Origin of the sequence: Streptomyces sp. NPDC058671, from assembly GCF_042716475.1 — a bacterium.
GTDB lineage: Bacteria > Actinomycetota > Actinomycetes > Streptomycetales > Streptomycetaceae > Streptomyces.
Genome location: NZ_JBHXSA010000008.1, coordinates 19,855 through 36,189, shown reverse-complemented (window position 1 = coordinate 36,189; position 16,335 = coordinate 19,855). Strand labels below are relative to the sequence as shown.

General features: G+C 72.8%; 11 protein-coding genes and 1 pseudogene. 8 read left to right on the top strand and 4 right to left on the bottom strand.

Translation table 11 applies throughout. The annotated features are described in order from the left end of the window. Positions 1 to 132: 132 nt before the first annotated feature. On the top strand, positions 133 to 1,422 hold the full coding sequence (locus tag ACFWV2_RS12210) for a citrate synthase (protein ID WP_360784542.1): 1,290 nt from the start codon (positions 133 to 135) through the stop codon (positions 1,420 to 1,422). A gap of 502 nt (positions 1,423 to 1,924) precedes the next feature. Here the strand turns inward: ACFWV2_RS12210 and ACFWV2_RS12205 are convergent. Together ACFWV2_RS12205 and ACFWV2_RS12200 are read right to left on the bottom strand one after the other, a co-directional pair. Then, positions 1,925 to 4,135, bottom strand: coding sequence for a heavy metal translocating P-type ATPase (locus ACFWV2_RS12205; protein ID WP_384404923.1), 2,211 nt, complete (start codon positions 4,133 to 4,135; stop codon positions 1,925 to 1,927). 73 nt (positions 4,136 to 4,208) lie between these two features. Next, entirely contained in the window at positions 4,209 to 4,433 is a 225-nt protein-coding gene (locus ACFWV2_RS12200) for a heavy-metal-associated domain-containing protein (protein ID WP_384404922.1), read from the bottom strand. A 110-nt stretch (positions 4,434 to 4,543) separates the two neighbouring features. On the opposite strand from ACFWV2_RS12200, the pseudogene ACFWV2_RS12195 reads away from it, so the two are divergent. After that, positions 4,544 to 5,218 (top strand): annotated as a pseudogene (locus ACFWV2_RS12195) (cation:proton antiporter); the annotation flags it as partial. 276 nt (positions 5,219 to 5,494) lie between these two features. Here the strand turns inward: ACFWV2_RS12195 and ACFWV2_RS12190 are convergent. Continuing rightward, positions 5,495 to 5,692: a helix-turn-helix transcriptional regulator gene (locus tag ACFWV2_RS12190; RefSeq protein ID WP_384404921.1), complete on the bottom strand. Its 198-nt coding sequence runs from the start codon at positions 5,690 to 5,692 to the stop codon at positions 5,495 to 5,497. 263 nt (positions 5,693 to 5,955) lie between these two features. Continuing rightward, the gene (locus ACFWV2_RS12185) at positions 5,956 to 6,891 is read right to left on the bottom strand and encodes a sugar phosphate isomerase/epimerase family protein (RefSeq protein ID WP_384404920.1); all 936 of its coding nucleotides are present in this window, start codon (positions 6,889 to 6,891) and stop codon (positions 5,956 to 5,958) included. A 172-nt stretch (positions 6,892 to 7,063) separates the two neighbouring features. Between ACFWV2_RS12185 and iolC the strand changes: the two genes are divergently transcribed. The 6 genes from iolC (at position 7,064) to ACFWV2_RS12155 (ending at position 16,311) form a co-directional block, all read left to right on the top strand. Further along, positions 7,064 to 8,260 (top strand): 5-dehydro-2-deoxygluconokinase, encoded by a 1,197-nt coding sequence (gene iolC / locus ACFWV2_RS12180; protein WP_384405099.1) that lies wholly within the window; start codon positions 7,064 to 7,066, stop codon positions 8,258 to 8,260. 9 nt (positions 8,261 to 8,269) lie between these two features. Then, positions 8,270 to 9,094 (top strand): 5-deoxy-glucuronate isomerase, encoded by an 825-nt coding sequence (iolB, locus tag ACFWV2_RS12175; protein WP_360784522.1) that lies wholly within the window; start codon positions 8,270 to 8,272, stop codon positions 9,092 to 9,094. Next, positions 9,091 to 10,950 carry a 3D-(3,5/4)-trihydroxycyclohexane-1,2-dione acylhydrolase (decyclizing) gene (iolD, locus tag ACFWV2_RS12170; RefSeq protein ID WP_384404919.1) on the top strand — a complete coding sequence of 620 codons (1,860 nt, stop codon included), beginning with the start codon at positions 9,091 to 9,093 and terminating at the stop codon, positions 10,948 to 10,950. The genes iolB and iolD overlap by 4 nt, the downstream gene beginning before the upstream one ends. 14 nt (positions 10,951 to 10,964) lie before the next feature. Beyond that, positions 10,965 to 12,467 carry a CoA-acylating methylmalonate-semialdehyde dehydrogenase gene (mmsA, locus tag ACFWV2_RS12165; RefSeq protein WP_384404918.1) on the top strand — a complete coding sequence of 501 codons (1,503 nt, stop codon included), beginning with the start codon at positions 10,965 to 10,967 and terminating at the stop codon, positions 12,465 to 12,467. Between the two features lie 236 nt (positions 12,468 to 12,703). Continuing rightward, positions 12,704 to 15,430: a CocE/NonD family hydrolase gene (locus ACFWV2_RS12160; RefSeq protein WP_384404917.1), complete on the top strand. Its 2,727-nt coding sequence runs from the start codon at positions 12,704 to 12,706 to the stop codon at positions 15,428 to 15,430. Beyond that, entirely contained in the window at positions 15,427 to 16,311 is an 885-nt protein-coding gene (locus ACFWV2_RS12155) for an ABC transporter permease (RefSeq protein ID WP_384404916.1), read from the top strand. The genes ACFWV2_RS12160 and ACFWV2_RS12155 overlap by 4 nt, the downstream gene beginning before the upstream one ends. Positions 16,312 to 16,335: the final 24 nt, after the last annotated feature.

Below are 16,335 nucleotides of genomic sequence, written 5' to 3'. Positions count from 1 at the left end.
AAGGTTGGCGGCACTGAGTGCCGCCGATTGGCCCAATGGTCGACCCCGAGTGCACTCTCCTGAGCCAAATGGGGGATGGTAGAGACAGTCAGGGCACCTCGAATATGAGGCACTACGTCGGTGAGGGATGACGTGAGCGACAACTCTGTAGTACTGCGGTACGCGGACGGTGAACACACCTACCCGGTGGTCGAGAGCACCGTCGGCGACAAGGGCTTCGACATCGGGAAACTCCGAGCCCAGACCGGTCTGGTCACCCTGGACAGCGGATACGGCAACACCGCCGCCTATAAATCCGCGATCACCTACCTCGACGGTGAGCAGGGCATTCTGCGGTACCGCGGCTACCCCATCGAGCAGCTGGCCGAGCGCTCCACCTTCCTTGAGGTGGCGTACCTGCTGATCAACGGTGAGCTGCCCAAGGTCGACGAGCTGGCGACCTTCAAGAACGAGATCACGCAGCACACGCTCGTCCACGAGGACGTCAAGAACTTCTTCCGCGGCTTCCCGCGGGACGCCCACCCGATGGCGATGCTGTCCTCGGTGGTCTCCGCGCTGTCGACGTTCTACCAGGACAGCCACAACCCGTTCGACGAGGAGCAGCGCCACCTCTCCACGATCCGGCTGCTGGCGAAGCTGCCGACGATCGCGGCGTACGCGTACAAGAAGTCGATCGGCCACCCCTTCGTCTACCCGCGCAACGACCTCGGGTACGTCGAGAACTTCCTGCGCATGACCTTCTCGGTCCCGGCGCAGGAGTACGAGCTGGACCCGGTCGTGGTCTCGGCGCTCGACAAGCTGCTCATCCTGCACGCGGACCACGAGCAGAACTGCTCGACCTCCACCGTGCGTCTGGTCGGCTCCTCGCAGGCGAACATGTTCGCGTCGATCTCCGCCGGCATCTCGGCCCTCTGGGGCCCGCTGCACGGCGGCGCCAACCAGTCGGTGCTGGAGATGCTGGAGGGCATCAAGGCCAACGGCGGCGATGTCGACTCCTTCATCCGCAAGGTGAAGAACAAGGAGGACGGCGTCCGCCTGATGGGCTTCGGCCACCGGGTGTACAAGTCCTTCGACCCGCGCGCCAAGATCATCAAGGCGGCGGCGCACGATGTCCTCTCGGCCCTCGGCAAGTCCGACGAGCTGCTCGACATCGCGCTGAAGCTGGAGGAGCACGCGCTCTCCGACGAGTACTTCGTCTCGCGCAACCTGTACCCGAACGTGGACTTCTACACGGGTCTGATCTACCGGGCGATGGGCTTCCCGACCGAGATGTTCACCGTGCTCTTCGCGCTCGGCCGCCTTCCCGGCTGGATCGCCCAGTGGCACGAGATGATCAAGGAGCCCGGCTCCCGCATCGGCCGCCCGCGCCAGATCTACACGGGCGAGGTCCTGCGCGACTTCGTCCCGGTCGAGTCCCGCTAGTCGCTTCGCCGGACGGACGACGCGCCCCTGGGCGGCGAGTGAGCCGAAGGGGCGGGTCGTCGTCCCCCCACCGGCTCGAGCGCCCCGGTGGGGGTCCCCCCGGCGAAGCCAGGGGGGGAAAACCGAGCCTTGCAAGAAGGCGAGAAGCGCCCCGCTACCGATCCCCCCACGGGTCGGTAGTCGGGGCGCTTCCCATTCCCGGTGCGGATTCCCCCCACGGGATCCTGGCCGGGCGTCTGCCGGGCGTCAGCAACAGCTGCGCGGGTCGGGCGCGACGCGGTCTGCCGGGGTACGCGTACGGGAGGGCCGCTCAAGCTCCCCGGTGCACGTGCCCCGGCCAACGCTTGCCTGACGGGACGTCCCCCAAGACCTCCCGACGAACGTCCCCCAAGACGTTCTCGGCATCGCCCACTTAGACTCGCGATCAGCCCAGATGGTTACCCCCCAATATCTGTGATCTAGGTCTCCTTGTGAAGGTCCTGTGCGTCACGTGTGGGTGAATTCACGTGAACCGCCGCAGCCGCAGGCTGTTGGATACGACGAAGACGGACGAAAGGGCCATGGCCAGGCCCGCGATCATCGGGTTGAGCAGTCCGGCCGCGGCGAGCGGCAGCGCCGCGACGTTGTAGCCGAAGGCCCAGCCCAGGTTTCCCCTGATCGTGGCGAGGGTCCGCCGGGAGAGCCTGATGGCGTCCGCCGCGACCCGCAGATCACCCCGGACCAGGGTCAGATCGCTCGCCTCGATGGCCGCGTCCGTACCCGTCCCCATCGCCAGGCCCAGATCCGCCGTGGCGAGCGCGGCGGCGTCGTTCACGCCGTCGCCCACCATCGCGACCGTCCGGCCCTCCGCCTGGAGCCGCCGGACCACCTCCGCCTTCTCCTCGGGCAGCACCTCCGCGATCACCTCGTCGATGCCGACCTCGGCCGCCACGGCCTCCGCGACCGCCCGGTGGTCCCCGGTGAGCAGCACAGGCCGCAGCCCCAGGCCGCGCAGCAGGGCGACCGCCTCGGCGCTGGTGTCCCTGACGGTGTCGGCGACGGTCAGGGTGCCCCGGGCCACCCCGTCCCAGGCGACGTGCACGGCGCCGGGCTCGGGCGCGCCCGCCGGGACCTCGACGCCCTCCGCCGCGAGCAGCGCGGCGCGGCCGACGAGGACCAGGTGGCCGTCGACGGAGCCGCGCACACCGAGGCCGGGGACGTTCTCGAAGGTCTTCGGTACGGGGAGCTCCCCGCACCGCTCGGCGGCGCCGGCCGCGACCGCGCGGGCCACCGGATGCTCGGAGGAGTGCTCCAGGGCGCCCGCGAGCCGCAGCAGCCGGACCTCGTCGGTGCCGTCGGTGCCGTACCGCCCCCCGTACACGCGGACGCCGGCCAGCCGCATCCGGCCGGTGGTGACCGTCCCCGTCTTGTCGAGGACGACCGTGTCGACGCGCCGGGTGGACTCCAGGACCTCGGGTCCCTTGATGAGGATGCCGAGCTGGGCACCGCGCCCGGTGCCGACCAGGAGGGCGGTCGGGGTGGCGAGGCCGAGGGCGCAGGGGCAGGCGATGATCAGGACGGCGACGGCGGCGGTGAACGCGGCGGTCGGGTCGTCGGTGACGAGCAGCCAGGTGACGAGGGTGCCGAGCGCGATCAGGAGCACCACGGGGACGAAGACGGCGGAGATCCGGTCGGCGAGCCGCTGCACCTCGGCCTTGCCGTTCTGGGCGTCCTCGACGAGCTTCGTCATCCGGGCGAGCCGGGTGTCGGCGCCGACCCGGGTGGCCCGGACGACCAGCCGGCCGGAGACGTTGACGCAGCCGCCGGTGACGGTGCCGCCCTCGGTGACGTCGAGCGGCAGGGACTCGCCGGTGAGCAGGGAGGCGTCGACCGCGGACGCGCCCTCGGTGACGGTGCCGTCGGTGGCGATCTTCTCGCCGGGGCGTACGACGAAGAGGTCGCCGGCCCGGAGCGCGGTCACCGGGATCCGTACCTCCGTGGTTCCCCTGAGCACGGCCACGTCCTTGGCGCCCAGTTCCATCAGGGCCCTGAGCGCCGCGCCGGCCTTCCGTTTGGCCCGGGCCTCCAGGTAGCGGCCGAGCAGGATGAAGGTGACGACTCCGGCAGCGACCTCCAGGTAGATCGCGGAGGTGCCGTCGGAGCGGTCGACCGTGAGGTCGAAGCCGTGCCGCATGCCGGGCATGCCCGCGTCGCCGAGGAACAGGGCCCACAGGGACCACCCGAAGGCGGCGAGGGTGCCGACCGAGACGAGGGTGTCCATGGTGGCGGCGCCGTGCCGGAGGTTGGTCGCGGCGGCCCGGTGGAAGGGCAGCCCGCCCCAGACGACGGCGGGCGCGGCGAGGGTGAGGGAGAGCCACTGCCAGTTGTCGAACTGGAACGCCGGAACCATGGCGAGCAGGACGACGGGCGCGGCGAGGAGCGCGGTGACGGTGAGCCGCTGCCGGAGGGAGGCGAGGTCGGGGTCCTCGGGGACCTCCTCCTCCACCTCCGCCGGCGGGAGGGGTTCCTCGGCGGTGTAGCCGGTCCTCACGACGGTGGCGATCAGCGCGTCGACGCCGACGTCCGGGGCGTGTTCGACGCGCGCCCGCTCCGTGGCGTAGTTGACGGTGGCGGTGACGCCGTCCATCCGGTTGAGCTTCTTCTCGACGCGGGCCGCGCAGGAGGCGCAGGTCATCCCGCCGATGGTGAGCTCGGTGACGGTGGTGGGGGACATGTGTGGTTCCCAAGGGGAGCAGGGCCGTACCCGGGTAACGGTACGGCCCTGCCCGGTGTCGTTCGAAGCGCGGTCAGACCAGCTCGTAGCCGGCCTCGTCCACGGCGGCGGCCACGGCCTCGCGGTCGAGGGGGGTGTCCGAGACGACGGTGACCTCCCCGGTCTTGGCGACCGCCGTGACGGAGGAGACGCCGGGCAGCTCGGAGATCTCGCCGGAGACGGCGCCCTCGCAGTGTCCGCAGGTCATGCCCTTGACCTGGTAGACGGTGGTGAGTTCGGTCTTCGTCTCTGCGGTCATCGCGTTCTCCTCGTGGGTTCAGAGCCGTACGGACTCGACCTTATACCCCCAGGGGGTATGAATTCCAGTCATGCCGCGCCAGCCCTCGGACTCCATGGTAGATACCCGATATGTCGCATTCGGGGACCGCGCTCATCCTCATCATGTCGATCTCCGTCCTGGCTCCGCTCCTCGCCTACGCCGTCGGCCGGAAGCTCCCCGTCCCCCTCGTCATCTTCGAGATCCTGCTCGGCATCCTCATCGGGCCCGACGTCCTCGACTGGGCCCGTCCGAGCGAACTGATCGACGGACTCTCCGAGCTCGGCCTCACCATGCTGATCTTCCTCGCGGGGTACGAGATCCAGTTCGGCAAGGTCCGCGGCGACACCCTCCGGCGCGCCGTCCGCGCCTGGCTGATCGCCCTCGTGCTCGGACTCGCCGCCGGCGTCCTGCTCGGCGGCGGCTACACCAAGGGCGTCCTCATCGGCGTGGCGCTCACCAGCACCGCCCTCGGGACCGTCCTGCCGGTGCTCCGGGACGCGGGCGACCTCCACGGGCGGTTCGGGTAGGTCGTCATGGCCTTCGGGGCGGTCGGCGAGTTCGGGCCGATCATCGCCATGGCGCTGCTCCTGAGCGGGCGCGGCGCGGGCGAGTCGACCGCACTCCTCGCCGTCTTCGCCGCACTGACCGCGGCGGCCGTGTACTGGGCGCTGCGGCCCCGCCCGCCGTGGTTCTCCACGGTCATCGCCAGGACGCTGGACAGCAGCGGACAGTTCGCCGTCCGGTTCGCCTTCCCGCTGCTCGCCCTGAAGCTGCGTGCGGGGGCGGCGGTACCGGGGCCGGGAGGGGAGCCGGGCACGGGCGCGGGAGGCGCCGACGGGCCCGGGGGCTCCGTCAGCGGCTGCGAGTCGTGGTGACCGGCGGCACCGCGCACGCCCCTTCGGCCACCGGGGTCAGATGGCGGAGCAGGACGGCCTTGAGCTCGACGATCGTCGCGTCCCGTCCACCCGTCTCGCGACGCCGGGACGCCGGGCCCCGGACGATTCCGGGCCCGGCGTCCTCGCCGCGGCCGACGCCTCCGGTCAGTCGCGGCGGCCCCGGTTGCCGGGACGGGTGGCGACCCAGGCGCGGATCGTGTCCGCGTACCAGTAGGGCTTCCCCGATTCCACGTGGTCCGGATTCGGCAGCAGCCCGTGCTTCCGGTAGGAGCGGACCGTGTCGGGCTGCACCTTGATGTGTGCGGCGATGTCCTTGTACGACCAGAGCCGTTTGTCCGTCATGCCTGGTACCTCCCTGCTCACCGCGCAGCGGCGGCGGGGGTGCCGTTCGGGGGCGCTGCGGGCGGGCGTTGGCGATCACTGAGCCTGTGCCCCATGCAACGACCGCTTCAGACAGGAGGAGAGCGCCTGTCGAGCGCCTGTGACGGAAAACCCGCGTAACGCGGACAAGCGTGACGACGAGGGGACGCACGTGACAGAAGTGACGCATCGCGCCCCCGGTGTGTCCGCGTGCGTCACCCCTGCTCAGAGAGGTATGCGCCCCGTCACACGCCGCAGGAGCGCAGGAAGCGCCGGGTGCGCAGCGCGATCGGGTACGGGACGTCCGGCTCACACGGGTACATGTCCTGCTCGACGATCGCGAACAGGTCCACGTCCAGCGCCGACGCGGCGGCGAGCACCGGTTCGAGCGCCGGCACCCCCGACGGCGGTTCGCACATCACGCCCCGCGCCACGGCCGGTCCGAACGGCACCCCCTCGGCCACCACCCCGGCCAGGATCTCCGGATCGACCTGCTTGAGATGGAGGTAGCCGATCCGCTCGCCGTACGTCCGGATCAGCTTGACGCTGTCCCCGCCCGCGTACGCGTAGTGCCCGGTGTCCAGGCAGAGCGAGACCGCGTCCGGGTCGGTGGCGTCGAGGAACCGGGTGACGCTCTCCTCACCGTCCAGGTGGGTGTCGGCGTGCGGATGGACGACGATCCGCAGCCCGTACCGCTCCCGCACCTCCCGGCCGAGACGCTCGGTCAGCCGCGTCAGGTCCCGCCACTGGCCCGGGGTCAGCTCCCGGTCCTCCAGGACCTCGCCCGTGCGGTCGTCCCGCCAGAACGCCGGGATGACGACGAGCTGGTCCGCGCCCATCGCCTGCGCGAGGGCCGCGTTCTCGGCGACGTGCGCCCACGTGCGGTCCCAGACGCCGGGGCCGCGGTGGAGGCCGGTGAAGACCGTGCCCGCGGAGACCCGCAGGCCGCGCCGGGAGGTCTCCTCCGTGAGGACGGCCGGATCGGTGGGCAGATAGCCGTACGGGCCGAGCTCGATCCACTCGTAGCCCGCGCCGGACACCTCGTCGAGGAAGCGCTGCCAGGGCACCTGCCGGGGATCGTCGGGGAACCACACCCCCCAGGAGTCCGGGGCGGAGCCGATCCGGATGCGGGACGGCGAAGGGGTCGGGGGCGAGGTCGGCTGCGGTGACGGCTTCGTCATGCCTGCCACCATCGCCGCGGGCCGAGAGCAGCGTCAAGCACGCCGCTCCGGCCCGTTCGTCCGAATGTCCGGACATATCGTTGACACGCCTCCCGGCAGGCGGCTAGACCTGGGTGCGGAGACCCGACGCGAGAGGTGGCGCGTGCAGACGGAGCCGTACGACCTGATCACCATGGGGCGCCTCGGCGTGGACCTGTACCCGCTCCAGACCGGGGTCGGGCTCGACCGGGTCGAGAGCTTCGGCAGGTTCCTCGGCGGCTCCCCGGCCAACGTGGCGGTCGCCGCCGCCCGGCTCGGCCGCCGCACCGCCCTCGTCTCCCGCACGGGCGCCGACGCCTTCGGCACCTACCTGCGCCGCGAGCTCAAGGACTTCGGGGTGGACGACCGCTGGGTGACCGAGGTCGACGCGTACCCGACGCCCCTCACCTTCTGCGCCCTCTTCCCGCCCGACGACTTCCCGCTCACCTTCTACCGGCGGCCCCAGGCACCCGACCTGGAGATCCACCCGCACGAGCTCGACCTCGACGCGATCCGCGCCGCCCGGGTCTTCTGGGCGACCGGCACCGGCCTGAGCGCCGAGCCGAGCCGCACCGCGACCCTGGAGGCGCTGCGGGCCCGGTCCGGCCGTGACGTGACGGTCCTCGACCTGGACTGGCGGCCGATGTTCTGGGCGGACCCGGCGGCGGCCCGCCCGCACTACGCCGAGGCGCTGCGGCACGCGACCGTCGCCGTCGGCAACCTCGACGAGTGCGAGGTGGCGACGGGGGAGCGCGAGCCGTACGCCGCCGCCCGCGCCCTGCTGGCCTCCGACGGCGGCCGGAACCTGCGGCTCGCCGTGGTCAAGCAGGGCCCCGCGGGCGTCCTCGCCCTGGCCGCCGACGGGACGTGCGCCGAGGTGCCGCCGCTGCCGGTGGACGTCGTCAACGGGCTCGGCGCGGGCGACGCGTTCGGCGGGGCGCTCGTCGACGGGCTTCTCGCCGGCCGGGACCTGGAGACGGTCCTGCGCCACGCCAACGCCGCGGGGGCGATCGTCGCGGGCCGCCTCGCCTGCTCGTCCGCCATGCCGTACCCCGCCGAGATCGCCGAAGCCCTCGCGACGGGGAGCGGCACCCTGCCGGAGCCGGGGGGCACCCTGCCGGACCCCGGCGGCGACGCGCCGGAGACCGGGGGTGACGCGACGGTGCCCGGGAGCAACCTGCCGGACCCCGGCGGCGTCGCGCCGCAGGCCGGCGGTGAGGCGCCGCAGGCCGGGAGCGACGACGCGCCGCAGGCCGGGAACGACGACGCGCCGCAGGCCGGGAACGACGACGCGCCGGAGACCAGGGTCGACCCGTCGCAGAGCAGGGGCGACGCGTCGGGAAAGGGGTAGGGATCCGCCATGAGCCCTGACCGACCCCCGTCCCTGCACCTGCCCGCCGGGACCGCCGCCCGAGGCCCGTACGCCGTCGACATCGACCCCGCGCGGGCCGGGTGGACGTACTCCGCCCTGCGGGTCCTCACCCTCGGACCGGGGGAGATCCACTCCTTCGGGAGCGGGGATTCCGAATGGGTCGTGCTTCCTCTCTCCGGTGCCTGTAGCGTGCGCGTCGACGGCGAGATCATCGAACTCCTGGGCCGCGCGAGCGTGTTCGAAGGGGTGAGCGACTTCGCCTACGTACCCCGCGACGCCCACGCCCAGATCGCCTCCGGTGCGGGAGGCCGCTTCGCTTTGGCAGGAGCGAAGTGCGAGCGACGACTCCCCGCCCGCTACGGCCCCGCGCCGGAGGTTCCCGTCGAGACCCGGGGCAGCGGCAACCGGGCCCGCCAGGTGCGGAACTTCGCCTCGGCGGACGCCTTCGACTGCGACCGGCTCATCGCCGTCGAGGTCATCACGCCCGGCGGCAACTGGTCCTCCTATCCGCCGCACAAGCACGACGAGCACCGGCCGGGGGCCGAGTCGGTCCTCGAGGAGATCTACTACTACGAGATCGACGGCCCGGACGGCCTCGCCTACCAGCGGATCTCGCCCTCCCGGCCCGGCGGCGCCGACCTCCTCGCCGAGGTGCGCGACGGTGACGCCGTCCTCGTCCCCGACGGCTGGCACGGACCCTCGATCGCCCAGCCGGGTCACACCCTCCACTACCTCAACGTCATGGCGGGCCCCGGCCCAGAGCGGGAGTGGAAGATCTGCTTCCACCCGGACCACACGGAGGGCTACGCATGAGCGTCCGACTGACCGTCGCCCAGGCGCTCGTGCGCTTCCTCGCCGCCCAGTACACCGAGCGCGACGGAGCCCGGCACCGGCTGATCGCCGCCACCTGGGGCATCTTCGGCCACGGGAACGTCGCCGGGATCGGCCAGGCCCTCGTCGAGGACCCCGGGCTCATGCCCTTCCACCAGGGCCGTAACGAACAGGCCATGGTCCACGCCGCCGTCGGCTACGCCCGCCAGCGGGGCCGGCTCTCCGCGCACGCCGTCACCACGTCCATCGGCCCCGGCGCCACCAACCTCGTCACCGGCGCGGCCCTCGCCACCGTCAACCACCTCCCGGTCCTGCTGCTGCCCGGCGACACCTTCGCCGGCCGCCCCGCCGACCCCGTACTCCAGCAGCTCCAGGTCCCGTACGCGGGCGACGTGTCGGTCAACGACTGCCTGCGCCCCGTCTCGCGCTACTTCGACCGGGTCACCCGGCCCGAGGCCCTGATCCCGGCCGCCCTCGAAGCCGCGCGGGTCCTCTCCGACCCCGCCGCGACCGGCGCCGTCACCCTGGCCCTGCCGCAGGACGTCCAGGCGGAGGCGTACGACTGGCCCGAGGAGTTCCTCGCCGAGCGGATCTGGCGGGTCCGCCGCCCCCGCCCCGACGCGGCCGAACTCGACGCCGCCGTACGGGCGGTGCGGGCCGCCGTACGGCCGCTGATCATCGCCGGCGGCGGGGTGAGGTACAGCGCCGCCGAGGACGCCCTGCGGGCGTTCGCCGAGCGGACCGGCATCCCCGTCGCCACCACCCAGGCCGGCAAGGGCGTCCTGCCGTACGACCATCCCTGCGAGACCGGAGGCATCGGCCACACCGGCAGCTCCACCGCGAACGCCCTGGCCCGCACCAGCGATCTGGTCATCGGCGTCGGCACCCGCTACACCGACTTCACCACCGCCTCCGGCACCCTCTTCCCCGAGGGCACTTGCTTCCTCAACCTCAACATCACCGGCTTCGACGCCCACAAGCAGGGCGCGCTGCCGCTCGTCGCCGACGCCCGCGAAGGCCTGACAGCCCTCGCCGAGGCGCTCGGCGACCACCGCCAGGACATGACGCAGTGGTCGTTCTCCCGGCGGGACTGGCAGGAACGGGTCGACGCCGCCTACGCCGTCCCCGACGAGGACGCCCGCCCCACCCAGACCCAGGTCCTCGGCGTACTCGACACTCTGGTCGACGGCAGCGACATCCTGATCAACGCCGCCGGCTCGCTCCCCGGGGACCTCCACAAGCTGTGGCGGACCCGCTCACCGGACCAGTACCACGTCGAGTACGGCTACTCCTGCATGGGCTACGAGATCCCGGCCGCCATCGGCGTCCTCCTCGCCGCGCCCGACCGGCCCGTCTGGGCACTCGTCGGCGACGGCACGTATCTGATGAACCCCACCGAAATCGTCACCGCCGTGCAGGAACGCCTGCCCCTGCGGCTGATCGTCCTCCAGAACCACGGCTACGCCTCCATCGGCGGCCTCTCGGAGGCGGTCGGCGCCGAGCGGTACGGCACCGACTACCGGCACCGGGACCCGGACGGGGGCTTCACAGGACCGCCGCTCCCCGTCGACCTGGGCGCCAACGCCGCCTCCCTCGGCATGCGGGTGCTGCGCCCCCGCACCGTGCGTGACCTGCGGGAAGCCCTCGCGGACGCACGGAACGCGACGGTTCCCACATGTGTCTACGTCGAGACCGAAACGGCAGACACAGTGTCGGGCCCGCCCCCGGCCCAGGCATGGTGGGATGTGCCCGTGGCCGAGACGTCGACCCGCCCGTCGGCGGTCAAGGCCCGCGAGGAGTACGACCGGCACGTCACCGCCCGACGCCGCCATCTCTGAAGGAGTAACTCGTCATGACGAAGACCGTCCACCACTGGATCGGTGGCAAGACCGTCGAGGGCACGTCGGGCAACTGGGGCCCGGTCACCGACCCGGCCACCGGCGCCGTCACCACCCGGGTCGCGCTCGCCTCCGTCGACGAGGTCGACGCCGCCGTCGCCGCCGCGAAGGACGCGTATCGCACCTGGGGCACCTCCTCGCTCGCCCAGCGCACCACCATCCTCTTCACGTTCCGCGCCCTCCTCGACGCCAACCGCGACGCCATCGCCGAGCTGATCGTCGCCGAGCACGGCAAGGTCCACTCGGACGCGCTCGGCGAGGTCGCCCGCGGCCTGGAGATCGTCGACCTGGCCTGCGGCATCACCACCCAGCTCAAGGGCGAGCTGTCCACCCAGGTGTCGAACCGCGTGGACGTGGCGTCGATCCGCCAGCCGGTCGGCGTCGTCGCCGGCATCACGCCCTTCAACTTCCCGGCCATGGTGCCGATGTGGATGTTCCCGATCGCCATCGCGACCGGCAACACCTTCATCCTCAAGCCCAGCGAGAAGGACCCGTCGCCGTCCCTGAAGATCGCCGAGCTGCTCGCCGAGGCGGGCCTCCCGGACGGCGTCTTCAACGTCCTGCACGGTGACAAGGTGGCCGTCGACCGTCTCCTGGAGCACCCGGACGTCGCCGCGATCTCCTTCGTCGGCTCGACCCCGATCGCCCGGTACATCCACACCACCGCCTCCGCCAACGGCAAGCGCGTGCAGGCCCTCGGCGGCGCGAAGAACCACATGCTGGTCCTCCCGGACGCCGACCTCGACGCGGCGGCCGACGCGGCCGTCTCCGCCGCGTACGGCTCCGCCGGCGAGCGCTGCATGGCGATCTCGGCGGTCGTCGCCGTCGGCGCCATCGGCGACGAGCTGGTGCAGAAGATCCGCGAGCGCGCCGAGAAGATCAAGATCGGTCCCGGCAACGACCCCACCTCCGAGATGGGCCCCCTCATCACGGCCGTCCACCGCGACAAGGTCGCCTCCTACGTCCACGGCGCGGCGGACGAGGGCTGCGAGGTCGTCCTCGACGGCACCGGATACACGGTCGAGGGCCACGAGGACGGCCACTGGATCGGCCTCTCCCTCCTGGACCACGTGCCGACCACGGCCAAGGCCTACCAGGACGAGATCTTCGGCCCGGTGCTCTGCGTGCTGCGCGCCGAGACGTACGACGAGGGCCTCGCCCTCATCAACGCCTCGCCGTTCGGCAACGGCACCGCGATCTTCACCCGCGACGGCGGCGCGGCCCGCCGCTTCCAGCTGGAGGTCGAGGCCGGCATGGTCGGCGTGAACGTGCCGATCCCGGTGCCCGTCGGCTACCACTCCTTCGGTGGCTGGAAGGACTCCCTCTTCGGCGACCACCACATCTACGGCAACGACGGCGTGCACTTCTACACCCGCGGCAAGGTCGTCACCACCCGCTGGCCGGACCCCTCCGACGCCCCGGCGGGCGTGGACCTGGGCTTCCCGCGCAACCACTGACACCACGACGGACCACGGCACGGGCCCCCGGAGCGCACCCCCGCGCCCCGGGGGTCCGCCCGTGGCCCCGCGCCCCGGGGGCCCGCCCGTGGCCGTGCGTCCCGGAGTCTCCGCAGAGCGGACCGCGGATACCGCGCCCGTGGTACGGGCCGGGCCCGCCGTACGACTCCAGGAGGGCGGGCGCCTCCGCCCCCGGGCAGCCGTGTTCCGCGGCGCGCCCGCTTAGGCTCGACACCATGCCATTCCGAATTCCCCGGTGGGCCGCGGTCACCGCCGTCCTCGCCGTCCTCGCGGGTGCCGGCACCCTGACCGCCGTCGCCTCGGACGATCCGCCGCCCGTGCACCGAGCGGACCGGATGCTCGACCTCGACGGGGTACGGCTCGACACCTCGTACTTCACCGGTGACGGCGACGGGCGGCGGCCCGCCGTCCTCCTCGGCCACGGCTTCGGCGGCTCCAAGGACGACGTCCGCGCCCAGGCCGAGCAGCTCGCCCGGGACGGGTACGCCGTCCTCACCTGGTCCGCCCGCGGCTTCGGCGCCTCCACCGGTCAGATCGGCCTCAACGACCCGGCCCACGAGGTCGCGGACGCCCGCGGGCTGGTCGACTGGCTCGCCGCCCGGCCCGAGGTCCTCCTCGACAAGCCGGGCGATCCGCGCGTCGGCGTCACCGGCGCCTCCTACGGCGGTGCGATCTCCCTGCTCGCCGCCGGACACGACCCGCGCGTCGACGCCATCGCCCCCCAGATCACCTACTGGAACCTCGCCGACGCGCTGTTCCCCGACGGTGTCTTCAAGAAGCTGTGGGCCGGCATCTTCTTCTCCGCGGGCGCCCAGCCGGAGGCGGCGGGCGAGCGGCCCGCGACCGCGCCGCCGACCGGCGCCGGGGCGGGGAAGGCCGCCGACGCGGGGAAGGCCGCCGGGAAGGCCGTCGCCGAGCCCGGTGCCTGCGGGCGCTTCACCCCCGAACTCTGCGCCCTCTACCAGCGCGTCGCCGTCTCCGGGAAGCCCGACGCCGCCGCCCGCGCGCTCCTCGAAGCCCGCAGTCCGTCCGCCGTCGGGGCCCGCATCAAGGTGCCCGCCCTCCTCGTCCAGGGCCAGTCGGACTCGCTGTTCACCCTGGCCCAGTCCGACGCCATGGCCAAGGCGCTCACCGCCAACGGCGCCCCCGTCGCCGTCGACTGGATCTCCGGCGGCCACGACGGCGGCGACCGCGAGACCGAGCGCGTCGAGCGCCGCGTCAGCACCTGGTTCGACCGCTGGCTGAAGCGCGACACCTCCGTCGACACCGGCCCCGGCTTCCGCGTCAGCCGTACCGGCGGCGTCGACTCCACCGACGGCCGGGCCACCCTGCGCGCCGCGACCGCCGACCGCTACCCGGGACTCACCGCCGGCACCACCGCCGTCCCCCTGACCGGACGGCCGCAGACCTTCACCAACCCGGCCGGCGCCTCCCCGCCCGCCGTCTCCGCGGTCCCCGGTCTCGGCGGCGGAGTCGCCGGGCTCTCCTCGCTCGGCGTCGGGATCTCCCTCGACTTCCCCGGCCAGCACGCCCGGTTCGACGCGAAGCCGCAGGGCGAAGCGCTCCGGATCACCGGCTCCCCGACCGCCCGCGTCAAGGTCACCTCGACCGCCGCCGACGGCTCCGCGGTCCTCTTCGCCAAGGTGTACGACGTCGGGCCCGACGGCCGGCAGCAGGTCCTTCCCGCCCAGCTCGTCACTCCCGTCCGCGTCGAGGGCGCCACGGCCGGGAAGAGCGTCACGCTCACCCTGCCCGCGATCGACCACGAGGTGGAGGCCGGGCACCGGCTCCGGCTCGTCGTCGCCGCGACCGACCTCGGCTACGCCTCCCCGGCCGTCCCCGCCGGCTACACCGTCGCCGTCGAGGGCCCGCTCACCGTCCCGACCGCGCCCGGCGTCGACACCCAGGCCGCCGCCCTGCCCTGGTGGGTCTGGGGCCTGCCGCTCCTCGGCCTCGCCGCCGCCGTCGCCCTGCTGTTCGCGGCCCGGCGCCGCACCGCAGCCCCCGCGCCCGACCCCGCACTGGCCGCCGTACCGCTCCAGATCACCGGTCTCTCCAAGAAGTACAAGGGCGGCGACCGGTACAGCGTCAAGGACGTGACCTTCCGCGTCGAACAGGGCCAGGTCCTCGGCCTCCTCGGACCCAACGGCGCGGGCAAGACCACCACCCTGCGCATGCTGATGGGCCTGATCACCCCCGACGATGGCGAGATCCGGGTGTTCGGCCAGGCCATCCGGCCCGGCGCCCCGGTCCTCTCCCGGGTCGGCTCCTTCGTCGAGGGCGCCGGCTTCCTGCCGCACCTCAACGGCCGGGAGAACCTCGACCTGTACTGGAAGGCCACCGGCCGCCCCGCCGAGGACGCCCACGTCGAGGAGGCCCTGCGGATCGCGAACCTCGGCGGCGCCCTCGAACGCGCGGTGCGCACCTACTCGCAGGGCATGCGCCAGCGCCTCGCCCTCGCCCAGGCCATGCTCGGCCTGCCGGACCTGCTGATCCTGGACGAGCCCACCAACGGACTCGACCCGCCGCAGATCCGCGAGATGCGGGAGGTGATGATCCGGTACGCGGCCGGTGGCCGTACCGTCATCGTCTCCAGCCACCTCCTCTCGGAGGTCGAACAGTCCTGCACCCATCTCGTCGTCATGGACCGGGGACAGCTCGTGCAGGCGGGCCCCGTCGCCGAGATCACCGGCTCCGGCGACACCCTGCTGGTGACGCTGGCCGGGGAGGTCGACGACGCCCTCGTCGAGAAGGCCGGCGCCCTGCCCGGCGTCGACTCGGTCACCCGCACCGACGGCGGACTCCTGGTCCGTCTCGACGGCACCGACGCCACCACCCTCATCGGCGAACTCGTGCGCCTCGACGTGCCGCTGACCGGCGTCGGACCGCACCGGCGCCTCGAAGACGCGTTCCTGACCCTGATCGGAGGAGGAGCCGCATGAGCCGGCTGCTCGACACCCCCACGGCGCCCCCGGCCCCCACGGATTCCGCCCCCGGCTACCGCGCCGGACGCACCCTGCCGCTGCGCGTCGAGGCCCTCCGCCAGTGGAAGCGCCGCCGCACCCTGATCATGGCCGGCATCCTGGTCGCCCTGCCGTTCATCCTGGTCATCGCCTTCGCGATCGGCGGCGAGGACGGCGACCGCAACGGCCGCATCACCCTGATGGACACGGCGACCGCCTCGGGCGCCAACTTCGCGGCGACCTGCCTCTTCGTCTCCGCCGGGTTCCTCCTCGTCATCCCGGTGGCGCTGTTCTGCGGGGACACCGTCGCCTCCGAGGCGAGCTGGTCCTCGCTGCGCTACCTCCTGGCCGCGCCGGTGCCCAGGTCCCGGCTCCTCGCCTCCAAGCTGACGGTCGCCCTCGGCTACAGCGCGGCCGCGATGGTCCTCCTTCCGCTCGTCGCCCTGGCCGTCGGCACGGTCGCCTACGGCTGGGGTCCGCTGCAGCTGCCGACCGGCGGCTCGGTTCCCGCCGGGGACGCGCTGTTCCGCATCGGCGTCGCCGTCGCGTTCGTCTTCGCCTCCCAGCTCGTCACCGCGGGTCTGGCCTTCTGGCTGTCCACCCGCACCGACGCCCCGCTCGGCGCGGTGGGCGGGGCCGTCGGCCTGACGATCGTCGGCAACGTCCTGGACGCCGTCACGGCGCTCGGCGACTGGCGCGAGTTCCTGCCCGCGCACTGGCAGTTCGCCTGGATCGACGCGCTCCAGCCCCAGCTGGAGTGGGGCGGCATGGTGAAGGGGACCGCGATCTCCCTGACGTACGCCCTCGTCCTCTTCGCGCTCGCCTTCCGCGGTTTCGCCCGCAAGGACATCGTGTCGTAGGTCCCGCACGCCGCAGCCCCCGAG

Bases quoted from the DNA above. Each gene is read 5' to 3' on its own strand.
- ACFWV2_RS12205 (WP_384404923.1), bottom strand. From the start codon at position 4,135: ATGTCCCCCACCACCGTCACCGAGCTCACCATCGGCGGGATGACCTGC.
- ACFWV2_RS12200 (WP_384404922.1), bottom strand. From the start codon at position 4,433: ATGACCGCAGAGACGAAGACCGAACTCACCACCGTCTACCAGGTCAAG.
- ACFWV2_RS12190 (WP_384404921.1), bottom strand. From the start codon at position 5,692: ATGACGGACAAACGGCTCTGGTCGTACAAGGACATCGCCGCACACATC.
- ACFWV2_RS12185 (WP_384404920.1), bottom strand. From the start codon at position 6,891: ATGACGAAGCCGTCACCGCAGCCGACCTCGCCCCCGACCCCTTCGCCG.
- iolC (WP_384405099.1), top strand. From the start codon at position 7,064: ATGGGGCGCCTCGGCGTGGACCTGTACCCGCTCCAGACCGGGGTCGGG.
- iolB (WP_360784522.1), top strand. From the start codon at position 8,270: ATGAGCCCTGACCGACCCCCGTCCCTGCACCTGCCCGCCGGGACCGCC.
- iolD (WP_384404919.1), top strand. From the start codon at position 9,091: ATGAGCGTCCGACTGACCGTCGCCCAGGCGCTCGTGCGCTTCCTCGCC.
- mmsA (WP_384404918.1), top strand. From the start codon at position 10,965: ATGACGAAGACCGTCCACCACTGGATCGGTGGCAAGACCGTCGAGGGC.
- ACFWV2_RS12160 (WP_384404917.1), top strand. From the start codon at position 12,704: ATGCCATTCCGAATTCCCCGGTGGGCCGCGGTCACCGCCGTCCTCGCC.
- ACFWV2_RS12155 (WP_384404916.1), top strand. From the start codon at position 15,427: ATGAGCCGGCTGCTCGACACCCCCACGGCGCCCCCGGCCCCCACGGAT.